Source organism: Marinomonas polaris DSM 16579 (genome assembly GCF_900129155.1).
Classification (GTDB): domain Bacteria; phylum Pseudomonadota; class Gammaproteobacteria; order Pseudomonadales; family Marinomonadaceae; genus Marinomonas; species Marinomonas polaris.
The window spans coordinates 90,297-106,769 of sequence record NZ_FQVF01000004.1; the positions used below are offsets into that span (position 1 = coordinate 90,297).

16 protein-coding genes and 1 riboswitch are annotated in these 16,473 nt (G+C 46.0%); of the genes, 9 read left to right on the forward strand and 7 right to left on the reverse strand.

All coding sequences use genetic code 11. The annotated features are described in order from the left end of the window. Positions 1–48 precede the first annotated feature (48 nt). The 3 genes from polA (at position 49) to BUA59_RS04330 (ending at position 4,204) form a co-directional block, all read left to right on the forward strand. A complete protein-coding gene (polA, locus tag BUA59_RS04320) occupies positions 49–2,799 on the forward strand; it encodes a DNA polymerase I (RefSeq protein WP_072838711.1) in 2,751 nt (916 codons plus the stop codon). Between the two features lie 73 nt (positions 2,800–2,872). Continuing rightward, positions 2,873–3,868, forward strand: a complete 996-nt coding sequence (locus BUA59_RS04325) for a hypothetical protein (RefSeq protein ID WP_072838502.1) — start codon at positions 2,873–2,875, stop codon at positions 3,866–3,868. 12 nt (positions 3,869–3,880) lie between these two features. Continuing rightward, complete coding sequence (locus BUA59_RS04330; protein WP_084122144.1) at positions 3,881–4,204, forward strand: STAS-like domain-containing protein; 324 nt, start codon at positions 3,881–3,883, stop codon at positions 4,202–4,204. A gap of 137 nt (positions 4,205–4,341) precedes the next feature. Here the strand turns inward: BUA59_RS04330 and BUA59_RS04335 are convergent, their stop codons facing one another. Beyond that, positions 4,342–4,935: a hypothetical protein gene (locus BUA59_RS04335; protein WP_072838504.1), complete on the reverse strand. Its 594-nt coding sequence runs from the start codon at positions 4,933–4,935 to the stop codon at positions 4,342–4,344. A 601-nt stretch (positions 4,936–5,536) separates the two neighbouring features. After that, on the reverse strand, positions 5,537–6,424 hold the full coding sequence (locus BUA59_RS04340; RefSeq protein ID WP_072838505.1) for a DMT family transporter: 888 nt from the start codon (positions 6,422–6,424) through the stop codon (positions 5,537–5,539). Between the two features lie 260 nt (positions 6,425–6,684). On the opposite strand from BUA59_RS04340, the gene BUA59_RS04345 reads away from it, so the two are divergent. The 5 genes from BUA59_RS04345 (at position 6,685) to BUA59_RS04365 (ending at position 9,939) form a co-directional block, all read left to right on the forward strand. Beyond that, positions 6,685–7,281: a hypothetical protein gene (locus BUA59_RS04345; protein WP_072838506.1), complete on the forward strand. Its 597-nt coding sequence runs from the start codon at positions 6,685–6,687 to the stop codon at positions 7,279–7,281. Between the two features lie 56 nt (positions 7,282–7,337). Further along, complete coding sequence (locus BUA59_RS04350; protein ID WP_072838507.1) at positions 7,338–7,493, forward strand: DUF2256 domain-containing protein; 156 nt, start codon at positions 7,338–7,340, stop codon at positions 7,491–7,493. A 196-nt stretch (positions 7,494–7,689) separates the two neighbouring features. Continuing rightward, on the forward strand, positions 7,690–8,073 hold the full coding sequence (locus tag BUA59_RS04355; RefSeq protein WP_072838508.1) for a SpoIIAA family protein: 384 nt from the start codon (positions 7,690–7,692) through the stop codon (positions 8,071–8,073). Positions 8,074–8,287: 214 nt separating this feature from the next. Next, positions 8,288–9,613 carry a type II toxin-antitoxin system HipA family toxin gene (locus BUA59_RS04360; RefSeq protein WP_072838509.1) on the forward strand — a complete coding sequence of 442 codons (1,326 nt, stop codon included), beginning with the start codon at positions 8,288–8,290 and terminating at the stop codon, positions 9,611–9,613. Next, positions 9,610–9,939, forward strand: a complete 330-nt coding sequence (locus BUA59_RS04365; protein WP_072838510.1) for a helix-turn-helix transcriptional regulator — start codon at positions 9,610–9,612, stop codon at positions 9,937–9,939. Before BUA59_RS04360 ends, BUA59_RS04365 begins: the two co-directional genes overlap by 4 nt. 11 nt (positions 9,940–9,950) lie before the next feature. Here the strand turns inward: BUA59_RS04365 and BUA59_RS04370 are convergent, their stop codons facing one another. Next, positions 9,951–10,673, reverse strand: coding sequence for a metal-dependent hydrolase (locus BUA59_RS04370; RefSeq protein WP_072838511.1), 723 nt, complete (start codon positions 10,671–10,673; stop codon positions 9,951–9,953). A gap of 269 nt (positions 10,674–10,942) precedes the next feature. On the opposite strand from BUA59_RS04370, the gene mtgA reads away from it, so the two are divergent. Then, complete coding sequence (mtgA, locus tag BUA59_RS04375) at positions 10,943–11,620, forward strand: monofunctional biosynthetic peptidoglycan transglycosylase (RefSeq protein ID WP_072838512.1); 678 nt, start codon at positions 10,943–10,945, stop codon at positions 11,618–11,620. A gap of 1 nt (position 11,621) precedes the next feature. On the opposite strand, the gene BUA59_RS04380 is transcribed toward mtgA, so the two are convergent. From BUA59_RS04380 to BUA59_RS04395, 4 genes are read right to left on the reverse strand one after another with little or no spacing between them, the layout of a single operon-like run. Then, entirely contained in the window at positions 11,622–12,395 is a 774-nt protein-coding gene (locus BUA59_RS04380; RefSeq protein ID WP_072838513.1) for an ABC transporter ATP-binding protein, read from the reverse strand. After that, a complete protein-coding gene (locus tag BUA59_RS04385) occupies positions 12,392–13,330 on the reverse strand; it encodes a FecCD family ABC transporter permease (protein ID WP_072838514.1) in 939 nt (312 codons plus the stop codon). The genes BUA59_RS04380 and BUA59_RS04385 overlap by 4 nt, the downstream gene beginning before the upstream one ends. A 52-nt stretch (positions 13,331–13,382) precedes the next feature. Then, positions 13,383–14,285 (reverse strand): cobalamin-binding protein, encoded by a 903-nt coding sequence (locus BUA59_RS04390; RefSeq protein WP_084122150.1) that lies wholly within the window; start codon positions 14,283–14,285, stop codon positions 13,383–13,385. Next, on the reverse strand, positions 14,285–16,078 hold the full coding sequence (locus BUA59_RS04395; protein WP_072838515.1) for a TonB-dependent receptor domain-containing protein: 1,794 nt from the start codon (positions 16,076–16,078) through the stop codon (positions 14,285–14,287). Before BUA59_RS04395 ends, BUA59_RS04390 begins: the two co-directional genes overlap by 1 nt. Before the next feature lie 62 nt (positions 16,079–16,140). Beyond that, positions 16,141–16,334, reverse strand: a riboswitch (cobalamin riboswitch). Between the last annotated feature and the right edge of the window lie 139 nt (positions 16,335–16,473).

A 16,473-nucleotide genomic window follows, 5' to 3' on the forward strand; every position in this document is an offset into this window, starting at 1 on the left:
CAAAGAGGTTCTATTTTGGCTACGGATTCAACAACACAAACATCCCCAATGGTTCTGGTAGATGGTTCGTCTTACCTTTACCGAGCTTTCCACGCGATTCCACCGATGCACACCAGCGACGGTCACCCAACCAACGCCACGCGCGGTGTGATCAGCATGATCCGCAGCCTAATCAAAACCTACCCAGACTCCCCTATGGTGATCATTTTTGACGCCAAGGGTAAAACCTTCCGCGACGAGATCTACAGCGAATACAAAGCACACCGTCCACCGATGCCTGACGACCTACGCCCACAAATCGAACCGATTCATCGCATGGTGGAAGCCATGGGCTTGCCGCTTGTTATCATCGATGGTGTAGAAGCCGACGACGTCATCGGCACCATTGCCAAACAAGTGGGCGAAGCGGGTCGCGACGTAGTGGTTTCCACTGGCGATAAAGATATGGCACAGCTGGTTACCGAAAAAGTCACCCTTGTGAACACCATGAACAACACCGTCATGGACATCCAAGGCGTGAAAGACAAATTCGGCATTCCACCAGAACTCATCATCGATTACCTCGCACTCATGGGCGACAAGGTCGATAACATCCCAGGCGTACCGGGCGTTGGCGAAAAAACCGCCCTTGCCTTGTTGCAAGGTTTGGGCAGCATCAAAGACATCTACACACGCTTAGACGAAATCGCTGATTTGGGCTTCCGTGGTTCCAAAACCATGAAGCAAAAAATGGAAGTCAACAAAGAGATGGCCGAGCTGTCTTATACCTTGGCGACCATCAAATGCGACGTAGAACTGCCTTTCGAACCACAAGAATTGAAGAACGGCGAAGCCGACAAAGACACCTTACGCGAATGGTTCGCCAAGCTGGAATTCAAAACATGGCTATCTGACCTAGACAAAGCGCCAAGCGTAGAAACCGCCAGCGACACAGTAGGCAATGCTTCCTCAGAGCAAAATGGCCAAGTGGAAACACCGGTTAAATCCAACATCGAAGCCAACTACGAAACCGTCTTAGACAAAGCAAGCTTCAACAAATGGCTAGAAAAAATCCAAGCCGCTGAGCTGGTTGCTTTTGACACAGAAACCACGTCCCTCAACTACATGGCTGCGGAACTGGTTGGCTTGTCCTTCTCGGTAGAAGTGGGCGAAGCGGCTTACATTCCAGTGGCTCACGATTACGAAGGCGCGCCAGAACAGCTAGATCGCGCTTGGGTGCTAGAACAACTTAAACCTTGGCTTGAAGACGACAGCCAAGCGAAAGTCGGTCAACACCTAAAATACGACGCCAACGTACTAAACAACTACGACATCACCTTGCGCGGCATCGCTTACGACACCATGTTGGAGTCTTACGTGTACAACTCCGTAAGTTCACGTCACGACATGGACACCCTTGCCAGCAAGTTCCTCGGCCACACCAACGTTAGCTTTGAAGACATCGCCGGCAAAGGCGCTAAGCAGAAAACCTTTAACCAAATCGACTTAGAGGTCGCGGCGTTTTACGCTGCGGAAGACGCCGACATCACCTTGCGCTTGCATCGAGCAATTTGGCCAAAAATCGAAACCACGCCAGAATTGGTCAGCATTTTTAAAGACATCGAATGCCCATTGATTCCCGTCTTGGCAAAAATGGAACAAACTGGCGCCTTGATCGACCCAGAACTCTTGCACCTGCAAAGCACCGAAATCGCGGGCAAACTGCAAGAACTGGAAATCAAAGCCCACGAACAAGCGGGCGAAAGCTTTAACCTAAGCTCGCCGAAACAGCTACAAGTTATCTTGTTCGAAAAACAAGGCTTGCCAGTTATCAAAAAAACGCCAAAAGGCCAACCATCCACCGCTGAACCTATCTTGCAAGAACTGGCGCAAGACTACGAACTGCCACGCTTGATCATGGAACACCGCAGCCTGTCTAAGTTGAAATCCACTTACACAGACAAACTGCCAGAAATGATCCAAAAAACCGGCCGCATTCATACCTCTTACCACCAAGCCATTACCGCGACAGGCCGTTTGTCGTCGACTGATCCGAACTTGCAGAACATCCCGATTCGTTCTGCCGAAGGTCGTCGTATTCGCCAAGCTTTTATCGCGCCTAAAGGCTACAAGTTAGTGGCTGCCGACTACTCTCAAGTCGAATTACGCATCATGGCTCACCTGTCCCAAGATACGGGCTTATTAGACGCGTTCACCAAAGACGCCGACGTGCACAAAGCCACCGCAGCGGAAGTCTTCGAAGTCAGCTTAGAAGAAGTCACCACAGAACAGCGCCGCCGTGCCAAAGCCATCAACTTCGGCTTGATCTACGGCATGTCTGCCTTTGGTCTAGCGAAACAGCTTGGCATTGGTCGCCCAGAAGCAGGCAAATACATCAAACGCTACTTCGAACGTTACCCAGGCGTACAGCAATACATGGAAAACACCCGCGAAGGCGCGAAAGAGAAAGGCTATGTCGAAACCATCTACGGCCGCCGACTGTACTTGCCAGACATCAAAGCGAAAAACGCCATGATGCGCCAAGCCGCCGAACGCACCGCGATCAACGCCCCGATGCAAGGCTCCGCCGCCGACATCATCAAACGCGCCATGATCAAAATGCACGACTGGCTAGCGGAAACCGACTTAGACGTGAAAATGATCATGCAAGTACACGATGAACTCATCTTCGAAGTGGCTGAAAAAGACATCGACGCAGCGAAAGCAAAAATCGTCGATATTATGCAGAATAGCAGCCAGATTGATGTACCGCTGTTGGTTGAAGCTGGGGTGGGGGATAATTGGGACGAGGCGCATTAGGCGCCTTAAATTTTGTATTTGTAAAAATATAAGCCTTCCATCAAATTTAATTTTAAGACTAAGGACAGAATTAATGGCTATTAGTGGACCCATAAAACTTAGCAACTCTATAACTGAGGACGATTTAGAAGAGTTGGCTAATTATCTACCTGAATCATCTGTACATAGCACAATTATTGTAGATCTAAATGACTTATCTTTTATTGAAATTGGACCTTTAGCTTTCCTAATTAGCAGAATTCAACAGTGGCGCTCACAAGAAATAATCGTTGAGATTGACGCTCAATCTGCGTCATGTTTTAGCTATTTACAACGAATTGACTTCTTTAACTGTCTTGGTATCGAGACCCCTGAACAATTCCAACGACATAGTGCTGCAGGCAAATTCCACCCCGCAGCAGAAATAAGCAATCAATCCTCCGGACTCGCAGATAGCCTTAGTGAAAAGATAGCTGAAGCTGTAATCGGTGAGACATGCTCACAGGATGATTTCACGGATCAGCCTCCTACAGAAGGTGCATTTGAAGCAATTGCCTACTCTGTTAGTGAATTAATTAAAAACATTCAGCAGCACTCCAAGGGCAAAGGTATTGTGATATCGCAATACTACTTATCAAAAGGTGTAGCAAAAGTGGCAATTTTTGATGACGGAATTGGGATTAAGCAAAGTTTCATTGAAAGTGGATCAAGCTATGGTTCTAATTTGTCAAACGATATTGATGCTATCCAGCTTGCTCTTCAAGGAGAAGTATCCAGCAAACTTACAGCTTCAGGAACTAGTAACGCTGTGTATGGTGGACTACCTGATAACGCAGGTGTCGGACTAACTTTTCTAACCATGCTAGCAATACGTGCTGGCGGAGATTTCACAATTATTTCAGGAAATGGCCTCGTTTCATCTGGAAAGGCAACGAAAATTAACCAAAAAACAGTTGGAACTTTTGTTCATTTATCATTCAATAGGGCTCAGCTAGAGTCTTTCGAAATACTGCTCGAAGAAATAAAAAGAGAAGTTCTTCATCTCGATGAAGAAGAACAGCAGGAAGACTTAAGTAGCTTATTCGAATAGCGGGGAAAGGAAATGAATACTTATAAAATGCAAGATCTCTTTGGCATCGTCTGTGGAGATGGAACGAAAGCTTTGGCTTTTTTGAAAGATTGTGTTTTGCCTTCGCTACAGGAAAAAGATTCCACAGTATTCGATTTTGATGGTGTTCGTGTGCTTAGCAGTTCTTTTAGCAACGCGCTCTTTGGAAACTTAGTCCTTAAAGAAGGCAAATCTGCCCTAACTCACATTAAATTTGTTAATACATCATCTCTAGTACAGTCGGAGATTAAATCTGGGATAACTTTAGGCCTAAGTAAACATTCAAAGAAGTGGCGCGCCGAGGCGGTAACTGTATAAGTGGAAATGTCTAGCTCTTCTTCGAAGCCCTTGATTCCCTCAAGGGCTTTTTTGATCAGTTTAGAACCCTTGCTAAATGTAAATTAATCAACATGTACAGTCTCTATAAATTGATTTGGGGCAGATGAAAATTAATCTTAATCCCGCCAAAACCTATCGAGTAAGTCATCCCATTTCGAGACGATCATATCCCATTTATAGCGAATTGATAGTATGGCAGCTAAAGAGAAAAACACGCTAACTTGAACCCAACTGGCTAAGCTCAAAACGTTGATGGCCATCGCAGCATCTACGAAATAAGTCAAATTGACTAACAATACTTCACTCTTACTATATTGTGGATAATCAACAAGATAGGCCTGCTCTAGTTGTGCTTGAAAAACAGTCATTTCTTTCACCTGATCAAAGGGGTATATGAAATCTTCTACATACCCAATTACTTTGGTTGACAACAAGAAGCTAACCACTGTCATAACGACCATCACCCAAGTAGATTCTGGCATAACCAGAACTTTCGTAATCAAGCCTTTTTGATCTTTGATTGCAGAGGTAATAATACAAATTACAAACATCAAAATAAAAAACATTGAAAAGGCTTCAAGGTCTGTGGTTTCCAAGTGGCTAGCTTTCCATACATACATGGAAATAGCTGTTACTAAGTAAATGACCCAGCCAAAATAGTAAGCCAACGTTAGGCTGCCTAAGTACGACATTTCATCTGAGGACTTCATACCCCCTCCTCATTGAGCGATTTAACTTTATCACGACAAATTGGGGGCAGATAAAAATTAGGCCTTTCATAAAGTCCTTCCAATAGAAAATCTACCAAGGACAGTCTTCGTAGTGATATAAATCAGGTATAAAAAAAAGAGCATCATGCTCTTTTTAAAATGAAAAATGATAGTTCGTGGCAGCCCTTTAGCTCTTTGGGGTCAGGGTGACTAAACAATGTTTAGTCTAACCATCAACAATGATGTCACTGGCGAATCATTGGTAGCGTGAGAACATATGGACAATCCAGTAATGAGTCATATGTTAAGCCCTTCTACAGGATCAACTTTAGTACTGACTCCGACGTATTGCAACCGACAACAATCAGTCAATGATAAAGAACCTTCAGGTAGGATGTAAAATAACCAAGATAGTCTGATCGAAAGCTTTTTTTACCCGCGCCCCTAGTGGCTTATAACTTTCTTTGAGTACAAAAAAACTCCTAAGCAAATCAGCTACATCAAGTAGCCTCTTTGAAAGGAGCCGTGTTGCTACAACGTATATAACTGACCACTATGAAGTTCCACGCATATATCTCCAGAATTCGGGGAAGATCAAATACTATTCACGAGTACGCTGTAAGTAGATCACGTACAGTCCACTGGCAATGACAATGCCCGCTCCTACAATGGTCCATCTGTCTGGAAGTTCGCTAAATACTAAGAAGCCAATAATGGTAGCAAACACCAATAAGCTGTAGTTGAACGGTTGTAATACCGAGGCTGGCGCATACTCTAGCGCTTTCACTAACAATAGCTGCGCGGCGACACTCATAATCGAGATAACGGCCAATAACCCCCATTCCTGCATGCTTGGTGCTCGCCATGCTGTCACACCAAAGAGGGTTGCACACACGAAGCCGATCAACGCCATATACAATATGTTGGTATGAAAGCCATCACCCGCTGAACTCACCTGTCGAGTCACCACGTGGTAGCAGGCAAAACACAGGGCGGCGGTTAATGGTATCAATGACTCAGGTTTGAAAACGTCCAGCCCAGGCCGAAGGATAACGAGCGTTCCGGCAAAGCCGACACAAACCGCCAACCAAGATTTCATGCTTACCCGTTCTCCTAGAATGGGGGCCGCCAAGGCAATCGCCATCAATGGGAACGCCGCCATCAACGAATGGGATTCTGCCAAGCCAAGATAACGCAGTGCCAGATTAAAAATCGCAATCTCAGCGATGGATAATAAGGAGCGTAATACTTGTAACTTAGGGCGAACAGAACGCAATGCATGACGAATGGTGCTGGTACGTGACACCCAAACGATAGCAAACAAGGCAAATACCCAATAGCGCACTAATACCACTTGCGCCACGGACATATCCTGCACGAGGATTTTCGTCACGGCATCTTGTGACGCGAATACCAACATCGCCGCTAAACATAACAGCACACCTTTTCCCACTAAGGTGCGCTCCGCTTCCATTTCCAATGGGCTCATTTGGTTATTCGCCTTTCATCGTTCGTTTAATAATCGGATTGTAGAGCATCTCAATAAAGTTGAATATCTCGACTTTGGGCTTCATTCCCAACGCTACATCGGACTAGGTTGCTATGCGTACTCTATCGAGTACTATTTATATCTAACCGATTTACCTTAAACGACCTGTTTCAGTGCAAATCTGACGTGTTTTGCCCGTCTGTTTCGTGATGAAGTCGGTAGAATAAGTTTTACTATGATGGTTGGAGCTAGGCAGGCAGATGGATTTCAATATAAAGCTTATTTTTAGTGTCATCGCCATTGTGTTGGCGATCATTGGCTTTGTGCCTTACATTGCGCTGATCTTACGCGGCCAAGTAAAGCCTCACGTGTTCTCGTGGGTGATTTGGGGCATAACCACCACCATCATTTTCTTTGCTCAACTGGAAGCCGAGGGAGGCATGGGCGCATGGCCCATTGGGTTGTCAGGTTTTATTACGATTTTCATTGCCATTCTGGCGTATATAAAGCGTGGCGATGCCACTATCAGCAAGTTGGATTGGGGCTTTTTAATCGTGGCGTTGGCGTCGTTACCGCTGTGGTACATCACCAATGATCCCTTGTGGACAGTGGTAATTCTGACCACCGTCGATATGATAGGTTTTGGCCCCACCTTCCGCAAAGCCTACCATCGCCCCTTTGAAGAAAGTCGTGTTTTTTTTATTATTATAATTTTACGTAATGTGTGTTCCGTTGTGGCGCTCGAAGCCTACTCGGTTACCACGGTACTGTTTCCATTCTGCTTGGCAGTAGGAGCTTTGGTTTTGCTGGTTATCCTGCAGCACCGGCGCCTCGCGCTGTCTGAGCAAGCGACTTAAATTGGATCGACGATTTTAACTGATCCCAATCTAGTGTCATTTACGTAAATATAGCTATGACTCATAAAAAACCGCATTTACCCGAAAAAACTTGCCCAATCTGCCAGCGTTCATTTGCATGGCGTAAGAAGTGGGAACGCGATTGGCAGCAGGTAAAATACTGCTCTGAACGCTGCAAACGCCAAGCAAAAAAGTCGCTTTCCTTGGCGTGATGTCGAACGGAAAAAGACTCGTTTAGCCTCCTACCGTTAATGGTATCCCCTTTTTCTATTGTCTTTGCTGACAATCATGACAAAAAGCGTAAATTTCACGCTGCTTGCTGACTATCAATGCTGAGTTAATCAACTTTCAAACAGGCCATTTTGTTTTACAGTATTAGTATCAATTAAAACGGCTCAGGAGCGAGTTATGTCTGTCTACGAGAGCGGTGTATCACTGAATGCAAAACGTTATAACGACAAGCTGTTACTTAACATTAAAACATCGGGCCACCCAAGTGATATGGATTTTGAAAACATTACGCCTAAGCTAGAAGCAGCGCTTTACTCTATCCATTCCCCATACGCGGTATTGCTAGTCGATATTAGTGAATTTGAAGACTGGAGCATGAAAAGCGCTTGGTCGGAGTTTTTATTAAGCCAACGACTCGGCGGTGAATTTAATCGCATTGCCATCTATGGGAAGAGTCGTTGGCAAAACCGACTTATCCGTATGATCAGCTGGTTTATCTCGGCAGACATCAAGGTGTTCAAGCGTAAGAAAGAAGCCACAGACTGGGTTATGTCTTCATAAGCCAGTCTTGCATGGTTGAACGACTTAACCTGTTTCATGTATCGACAGCCACTTATTCATATCCCAAAAAGTGAGCTGTGAACCAATCTATGCCATACAAAATGAGCAACATTGTGCTCAAAAATAACTTTTACCGACATTTTTGAGCAATTAATTTCTCAAAAACCACTTCCAATGACTATAATGAGCAAAACTATGCACATATAGGCATTCAATGAAAGCACTCACGATTCAAGCTCTGACTCAACAACAATGGCGCGATATCGCCATATTAAAGCTACTCAGTCCTGAAAAAGGCGTCGCTAGTCCAAGTCGCCTTGGTTATGAATTCGAGTATGCTGTTGAATGGTTAGACTTTCATGATGAGCATGCTTGCAGCTTAGTGCTACCCGTACAAATTATGATTGAGCATGAAGCCGATCATTGGTTTGGCTTTTTAGAAGATATCGTTCCTGCTGGCGCAGCCCGCCGCTATTTAATTGATTTCTGGGGGCTTCAAGCGCTTTCTTCTAGTGAACAAGACAGTGTCTTATTGACAAAAGGCACTATCGCACCAGTAGGCAACTTGAGAATAAAAGAATCCCTCCCGAGTTTGCCTGCTGACTCAACCCTTCATCTTCGAAAATTCACTTTAAATGATGTGGTCGAACGCGACTCTAGCTTTTTAGAATATGCTCAAGAAATGGGAGCCATTAGTGGCGGCGCAACAGGCGCAGGTGGAGAAGCGCCTAAGCTGTTATTACGTTGCTCTGACCATGAAGAAATTTGGATTGATACCTTTCAAGAACAACATGATATTGCCGATGCCTATTATTTAGTGAAGTTTCCTCGTGGCAGAAAAACGCAAGATGATTGTGATATTTTGCGAGCGGAATATCACTTTTACCATGAGCTAACAGCGATGGGATTTAATACGATCAGCACGGAAAACATGAAACTACAGGAGGGAAGTCGATACCCTTCTCTTTGGCTACCTAGATTTGATACGCATTGGAATGGGAATAACTGGGAGCGCTTCGGTTTGGAGTCTATTTTTTCTGTGCTAAACAAACCAGCAGGAAGCTACCTTAACCATTTTGAGGTCATCCGTTCTGTTTGTAACTTATTACAAAAGCGATCAACAGAGTTTGATGCTGAACGTTTTTTGTGCGATTGGTTAACACGCGATTTGCTCAATATCGCTTTCGGCAACTCAGATAACCATGGTCGAAATACAGCTCTGCTCAAAAAACCGAATAATATTTGGCTATCCCCTATTTATGACTTTGCACCAATGAAGGTCGATCCTGAAGGTGTTACTAGAACGACAAAATGGGGCTCACCATTTGAAGAAGGCGGAGAATATCGTTGGCAAGCTATTACTGAAGAACTTAACGATTTGTGTCCAAGTGAAACATCGCTGTCGGCGTTAAAAGAAACAGCCAGCAAACTTGTTGGGTTACAACAACGCTTAGAAGCAAGAGGGGTTCCTGAACGCATCTTAGAGGTTATCCAAATTAAATGGTTAGAAGCAAAACTCAATCGCTGGGGACTTTTATGAGCATGACAGCTGAACAACGCCAAGCTTTACTCGTAGCACTTTTACAAAAACATCTTTTAGGTGAAATCACCCAAGGGCAAATGTTAAAACGTCTTCGCAAAGAGGTACTTGGTTTTTCCCAAACTCGCTACGCAGAATTAGTTGGCGTTAGCCGTCGCACCTTGACCGATATCGAGCAAGACAAAGGCAGCCAAATGCAGAGTATTATCGATAAAGTATTCAAGCCATTAGGAATGAAATCTGGATTAACTCCAATTCACCCTCATGTAGCAAAGCAGATGATGGCTGGTGCTCAACTTGATGGTGACTTAAAAGTGAAACCGTAATGTTATGAGCTCTAGCTCCACAAGTGATTAAACTCATTCAGTCCCTGCTTTATCCACTCAGCCAAACGTTCTGACTCCGGCCACCAAGCAAAAGCATCGAGCCAAGCTTCCGCGCTTGGACTGAGCCAGTAGCCCACAACACAACCAACAACTAACAGGATTGAAGTCAGCGGCTCGCCCCAGTCGGTGAGTTTCATTGCCGTACCAAACGAGCGTTTAATACGCATCCCAGACAGCTCGATGCTGTATAACTCATCGAGAACCAGATGAATGGTCGCACCAAGAAATACAAAAACACCAATGCCCCACGCGGTTTTCGCTGGCAAAGCGAACAGGTGATACGCCGCTGGCACAGCAAGAATGGCAAACATAATATTGGCCAGCAGGCTGTGTAGCGTGCCTCTATGAATGGTAAATTGTTCAAACCCCAATTGTATTGGGAAGCGCACGATTAGGTAGCTGACTATCGCTAAGGCGAGTATTTGCCAATGAAGCAATTTGTCCATCCCGAATGCAATGGCGAGACCTGCCACCAATGCGCCGAACAGTCGAAATACCAATCGAATCGCAGCGGAATCATCGGCGTCGATATCCGGCAGTAACCCACCCAGTGTTCCAGCCAAAGCATAAAAAATGGCTTCGTTCATGTTGGCAAAGCCCATAATAAACGTGCTTGCTGCCAATGGTGTGCAGAGTATGGCAGCCACGGTAACGTGGGTTTTAAAATCGGCCATTTGATGTTGCCCTTATTGCGATGATCTAAAGTAAGATATTGTTTTATATATAGTTAAAAGTTAGTGGGCGCATACTACAGGAATAAAGCAACAGAATTAAAGACAGTCAGATGTAAAGGAATAATAAACTTCCAAGCTTCTCAATTTGCCATTCAAGTTTTTCATGATGAGCCCACTTGTCAGAATTAAAGGAGACCGATGCCTTTTTTGTTTATACTTATGCTTGTTGCGGGCTAGAAAGCCCCATTAAAACTATTAAGAGACAATGAATGGCAAAGCGTAAACAAGGTATATTCGGTAGGATTTGGTTTGTTGTTTGGCGTTTTTTGCTATTTCTCATTCTCGTCTTATTGTTGTTTCGGTTTGTACCGCCACCGACTACGGCGTTTATGCTGCAAAGCCAGTATCCGGTCAAGCATACTTGGATTAGCATTGATAAGTTACCGACTTATATGCCGCTGGCGGTTGTGGCGTCTGAAGATCAACGTTTTCCGAATCACTTTGGTGTCGACTTTACAGCGATCAGTAAAGCGCTCGACCAATACGACGATGGCGACGGACTACGCGGCGCCAGCACCATTACCCAACAAACCGCAAAGAATCTCTTTCTGTGGTCGGGACGAAGCTTTATTCGCAAAGGCCTAGAAGCCGGTTTAGCCATCGGCCTAGAAACCCTTTGGGGTAAGAAACGCATTCTCGAAGTGTATTTAAATATCGCAGAATTTGGCAAAGGCATCTACGGAGTTGAGGCCGCCAGCCAGCATTATTTTGGCCGCTCCGCTAGCAAGCTCACCATGAATCAAGCGGCACGACTGGCCGTGCTATTACCCAGTCCAAGAACTCGAAACCCAAATGATTTAACTTTTTATCTTCGCGAAAGGGTCGACTGGGTTGAACGCCAAATGCAGCAACTTGGCCCTGATTATCTCAAACCAATTATTGAGTAAATTAGGCTATTGGCACAAATAGTGGTTTGCCGTTTAGTTCTGTCATGGCCAGTTTCTGGCGATAAAGCGGTTCTAGATTTTGCTGAGTTAATAAGCTAGCGGCTTTTCCCCAGATCGGTGGACGGTCTGGGTACAAAAGTAGTACATGAGAGCACCATTGAGCAGCAACATTTACATCGTGCAGTGACATAACAACCACTTTCTCCATGCTAGCTTGTTCTGCGAGTAAACCCATCACCGCGACTTGATAATGCAAATCTAGATGATTAGTCGGTTCGTCCACCAGCCATACATCTGGCGCTTGCGCCGTTAAAGCCGCTAACGCTGCACGTTGTCGCTCCCCACCCGATAAACTGTTTAACGCCCGTTGTGCAAACTCCGCCAAGTCCAAACGCTCTAACGCCGCGTGCGCTAGCGCTAGGTCCTGTTCGCTCTCCATTTCCCAAGGCGATAAATGAGGAAAGCGTCCTAACAAGACAGTTTCCAGCACGCTCGCAGGGAAGCCATCTTGATGCTCTTGAAACATAATGCCAATTTGCTGCGCAAGTCTTAAGCGATGCAATTCGGTAATAGGTTGGTCATTTAATTCAATAGTGCCTAATGCTGGCGCTTTCAAAGCTGCCAGAGTATGCAGTAAGGTAGTTTTTCCAACGCCATTTGGCCCCAAAATTCCCCACATTTGGCCAGCTTGAAAGGTTAATGACAAAGCATGCGTTGGTTGGGGGGATTTATTAGGTATCGCCGCCAGCAATTGAGTTAATTTCAGCTTGGTCATAAGCGCCCCCGTTGTAATAGATACAAGAAGGTTGGCACCCCAAGCAACGCGGTGATGACGCCTACAGGCAGTTGCTCTGGGGCAATAACGGTACGTGCCAAGGTATCTGCAAGTGTTACCAAACAACCGCCAGCTAGAGCACTCGCGGGCAGAATCAGTCGCTGGTCATTGCCCAGAACCATACGCAGCATGTGTGGAATAACCAAACCAACAAAACCAACGCTACCAGCCGTTGTCACTGCAATCGCGGTCAGTAGACTGGCTAACAAAAAAACAAAGCGTTCGAGGCTTTTCACATTCACGCCAAGTGCCGCTGCTTGCAAAGGCCCACGAGCCAACACATTGAGGCTGCGCCCGAGCGGCATTAAAATCAAGCAGGTCGGAACCAATACCAGCCAAGCTAACCATGGCGTGCTGGCGTAGGATAAATCGCCCATCAACCAATACAACATACCAGGGATTTTATGGGGCGGCGCGAGGGCCAACATAAGCGTAATCAACGCACCCCAACCTGCAGCAATCACCACGCCAGTTAGTAACAACCGCATAGTCGCCGTATTACCCAAGCGAGCAGATAAACCAAATACCAATAAAGTAGATAAAACCGCGCCGAGAAACGCCATGCCTGACATCAAAAAACCGCTGATTCCAAGCAAAATCGCCGCCAGCGCTGCCACAGATGCGCCACCTGAAATCCCCAACACATAAGGATCTGCCAATGGGTTACGAAGGAGGATCTGCATCAAAGCTCCCGCCACTGCCAACAAACCGCCCGTAGCAAACGCCGCCATAACACGAGGCAAGCGCAGCTCTAATACGAGAGTTTGATTAAGACCCGAGCCTTGCCCAAGCAAAGCCTGCCAAACAGCATAAGGCGATAAGTTGACGCTGCCTTGGGTGATCGCAAACACGACACTAAGCATCGACACACACATTAATATCCCAAGCGGCAATATCAACGAGCGCCGGTTTGTCGGGTGGCGAGTCTTAGCGTCGAGCACGGGCAATATCCAGTTTTTCACAGAGTATTTGTGCACCTTCTAATAATCGCGGCGTTGGCCGCTGAATCAACGATGGCGGCACAAAAAACAGATTGTCTTTTTGCGTAGCTAACAAATCGGCAAACACTCGCCATTTTTCAAGCCAGTTGGCGTTTCGTTCGCCCATACCTCCTGCGATGATGGCTTCAGGATTTTTCAGTAATACCGCCTCTTGGCTCAGGCGAGGAATCAAACGCGGCGAATCCGCAAACACATTATCGCCGCCACATAAGTCGACCACCTTGCTAATATAATGGCTGCCATTCATCGTCATTAGCGGTTCATCCCAAACTTGATAAAAGGTTTTGACCCGAGGGGCCTGTTTATAACGTTCGTGCAAAACATCAATGCCAGTACGAAAGCGCTTTGCTTCTTCCTTGGCTCGTTGTGAGGTGCCAGCTAGTGCGCCCAAGTTGTCGATATTACGAGCAATGTCTTCGAACTCATGGGGCTCTACGTAATATACAGGTAGCCCCAAGCGTTCTAGTGTTTCGATTTGCTCGGTTGGATTACCGGTTCCCCAAGCCAGTATTAAATCGGGCTGTAGGCTGATCAAACGCTCTAAATCTAAGCGCGTATGACTGCCCACTGAGGTAACGCTTTTTGCAGCTTCTGGGTAATCACTATAAGACACCACCGCAACCACATTATCCCCCGCGCCAGCAGCATAAATCAGCTCGGTGGCGCCAGGTGATAACGCCGCGATGCGCATTGCCGCATGATCAATACAGACATCTCGCCCGCGATCATCCACCACACAGATAGGATCAGCCAACGCGTTGGACACGAATGCCCAACCACTTAGCAATAAAGCCGATATTGACAACAAACTACGCATCGGGTTAGCCATTAAAATGCCGAATAGTTAAGGGTTAAGAACACGCCACGACCCGGACTAAAGTAGCCTTTTGCCGTTTGGTACTCTTTATCAAGGGCGTTTTTGACACTAAGTTCAGCGTTCCAATCAGCGGCAAAGTCATAACTAGCGCGCAAATTCATCGTCACATAGCCTGCCAACGTTTCAGAGCTGCCCAATGTTGTAGCTCGACCATCCGCTCCGATTAATGTCACACCAACCCGTCCTTTTTCAAATAAGCGATCTGCACTTAAACGGGCACTGCGTTTGGCACGTTTAGGCAACTGAAAACCCGTATCGTCATCTTTTGCGTCTAGCCACGTTAATGCCGCTTTTAACTGCCATTGCTCTAATGTTAGGCCTGAAGACAGCTCAACACCTTGGACTTTAGAATCCACATTGTAAGCCGCCCAAGACCCTGTGTAATTAGACCAGATAACCATATCGCCATAGGATGCATCAAACACCGCAGCGTCCCAGTACATATTGTCATAATCGGCACGAACGCCCAGTTCTACAGTTTTAGATTTCGTCGCTTTGAGTGTTGGGTCACCGCTGCTTGGATAGTATAAATCGTTAAACGTTGGCGCTTCGAAAGCGGTCCCGTAGCTTGCACGTAGAGTATGTATACCATCAAGCTTGTAACCAACAGCCACACCGCCTGTCGTCGAATCACCATAAGCACTGTTATGATCTTGACGAATATTAAGTTGCAAATTGGTTGCCCCAAAATCAAACTGAGACTGGGCAAACACCGCATTATTACTGCGATCAGGTGCTTGGTAGCTGGTGACGTCGACCTTGTCTTCAGAGGTTTCAGCTCCCAACACAAACTCATGTTCACCTGCCGAAATAGTGTTGCTCCAACGAGCAGTTTGAGTTTTAGTGTTGTACTTATCCTCTGAAGAAATGGTTTTGCTGTCGTTGCGAGTCTGAGACAATTTCAGCTCTGTATCCCAATTTTCCGTTACTGGAAGGCTGACGCTCAACCCGATCACCTGCACTTGGTAATCATTTTCGTCACCGACATAGTGATTTCGCCCTTCACTATTCATAATCAAACCACTGATGCGCGCACCACTGCTAAAATCATGTCCAACATTGAGCAATATATTTTCGTTGCGGTAGCCCTGAGCTCCCTCACCTTCTTTAACAATATCACCGTCGGTTTCAAACTTGCCTGCTGACAAAAGGTATTGCGTGTTATCACTGGAACCAGACACGGTCGCATCGATAGTTTTTGTATTAAACGAGCCACCACCTACAGATACATTCATGTGCGCATCATCATCGGCTTCTGGCAAAAACGCTTGAATCACGCCGCCTACCGCATCGGCGCCATACAAAGTAGCTTTAGGACCTCTAACGATCTCTAGACGATCAATCAAAGATGTCGGAATATTTTCAAATGGCGCGCCACCGGATGTCGCAGAATACAAAGGAATACCATCGAGCAAAAACTTAGTAGATTCTGCACTAGCACCGCGCATATAAACACTAGTGGTCTTTCCGTAACCGCCATTCGAGCTGATATCTACACCCGGCTGCGCCGCTAGTAGCTCGCTTATTTCTTGCGCTTGCTGAGCTTTGATTTCTTCACGATTGATAACCGTAACAGATGACAGCGAATCCGCCACACTGACCGAAGTAGATGTTGCTGTAACCACCAAAGGCGATAAGGTCGACGATGAATCTGCTGTTGTCTCTGCGTGAGCCGAAACGGCGGACACAACACTAAACGCCACGAGGGTTCTCGTGAACGCTGGGGAAATACATTGAGTTTTCATAATAAAGTCTACTGTTGCACTGAGCACGCCCGCACAGTGGTGACATTTGGTTCCAACTTACGCAGAACCCCCAGTTACAGGCAGGTCTCCGGACTCAAAAGTTGCGAATGCAGGCTTTGCCGCCTTCCCATGGTGAACCACAGTGGCTTGTTGGCAAAGTTTGACTTTTTTACCGTTGCGGGGGCAGCGTCAGAGTTGCACTGACTTCCCTATTATTGCTGACATCACGCCAGCAACCTGTAACGGCGCGTACTCTAACATAAGGCTCCATCAGGGTCAGATGAAAAAACTACCGTCTAAACTCGGTTTCCTTCATTTTGAATGATTAATGTTACCAAAATCATTCCATATCCAGCTTATTGATCACCGCAAGCACATCATTTTTTAAGGGTTCT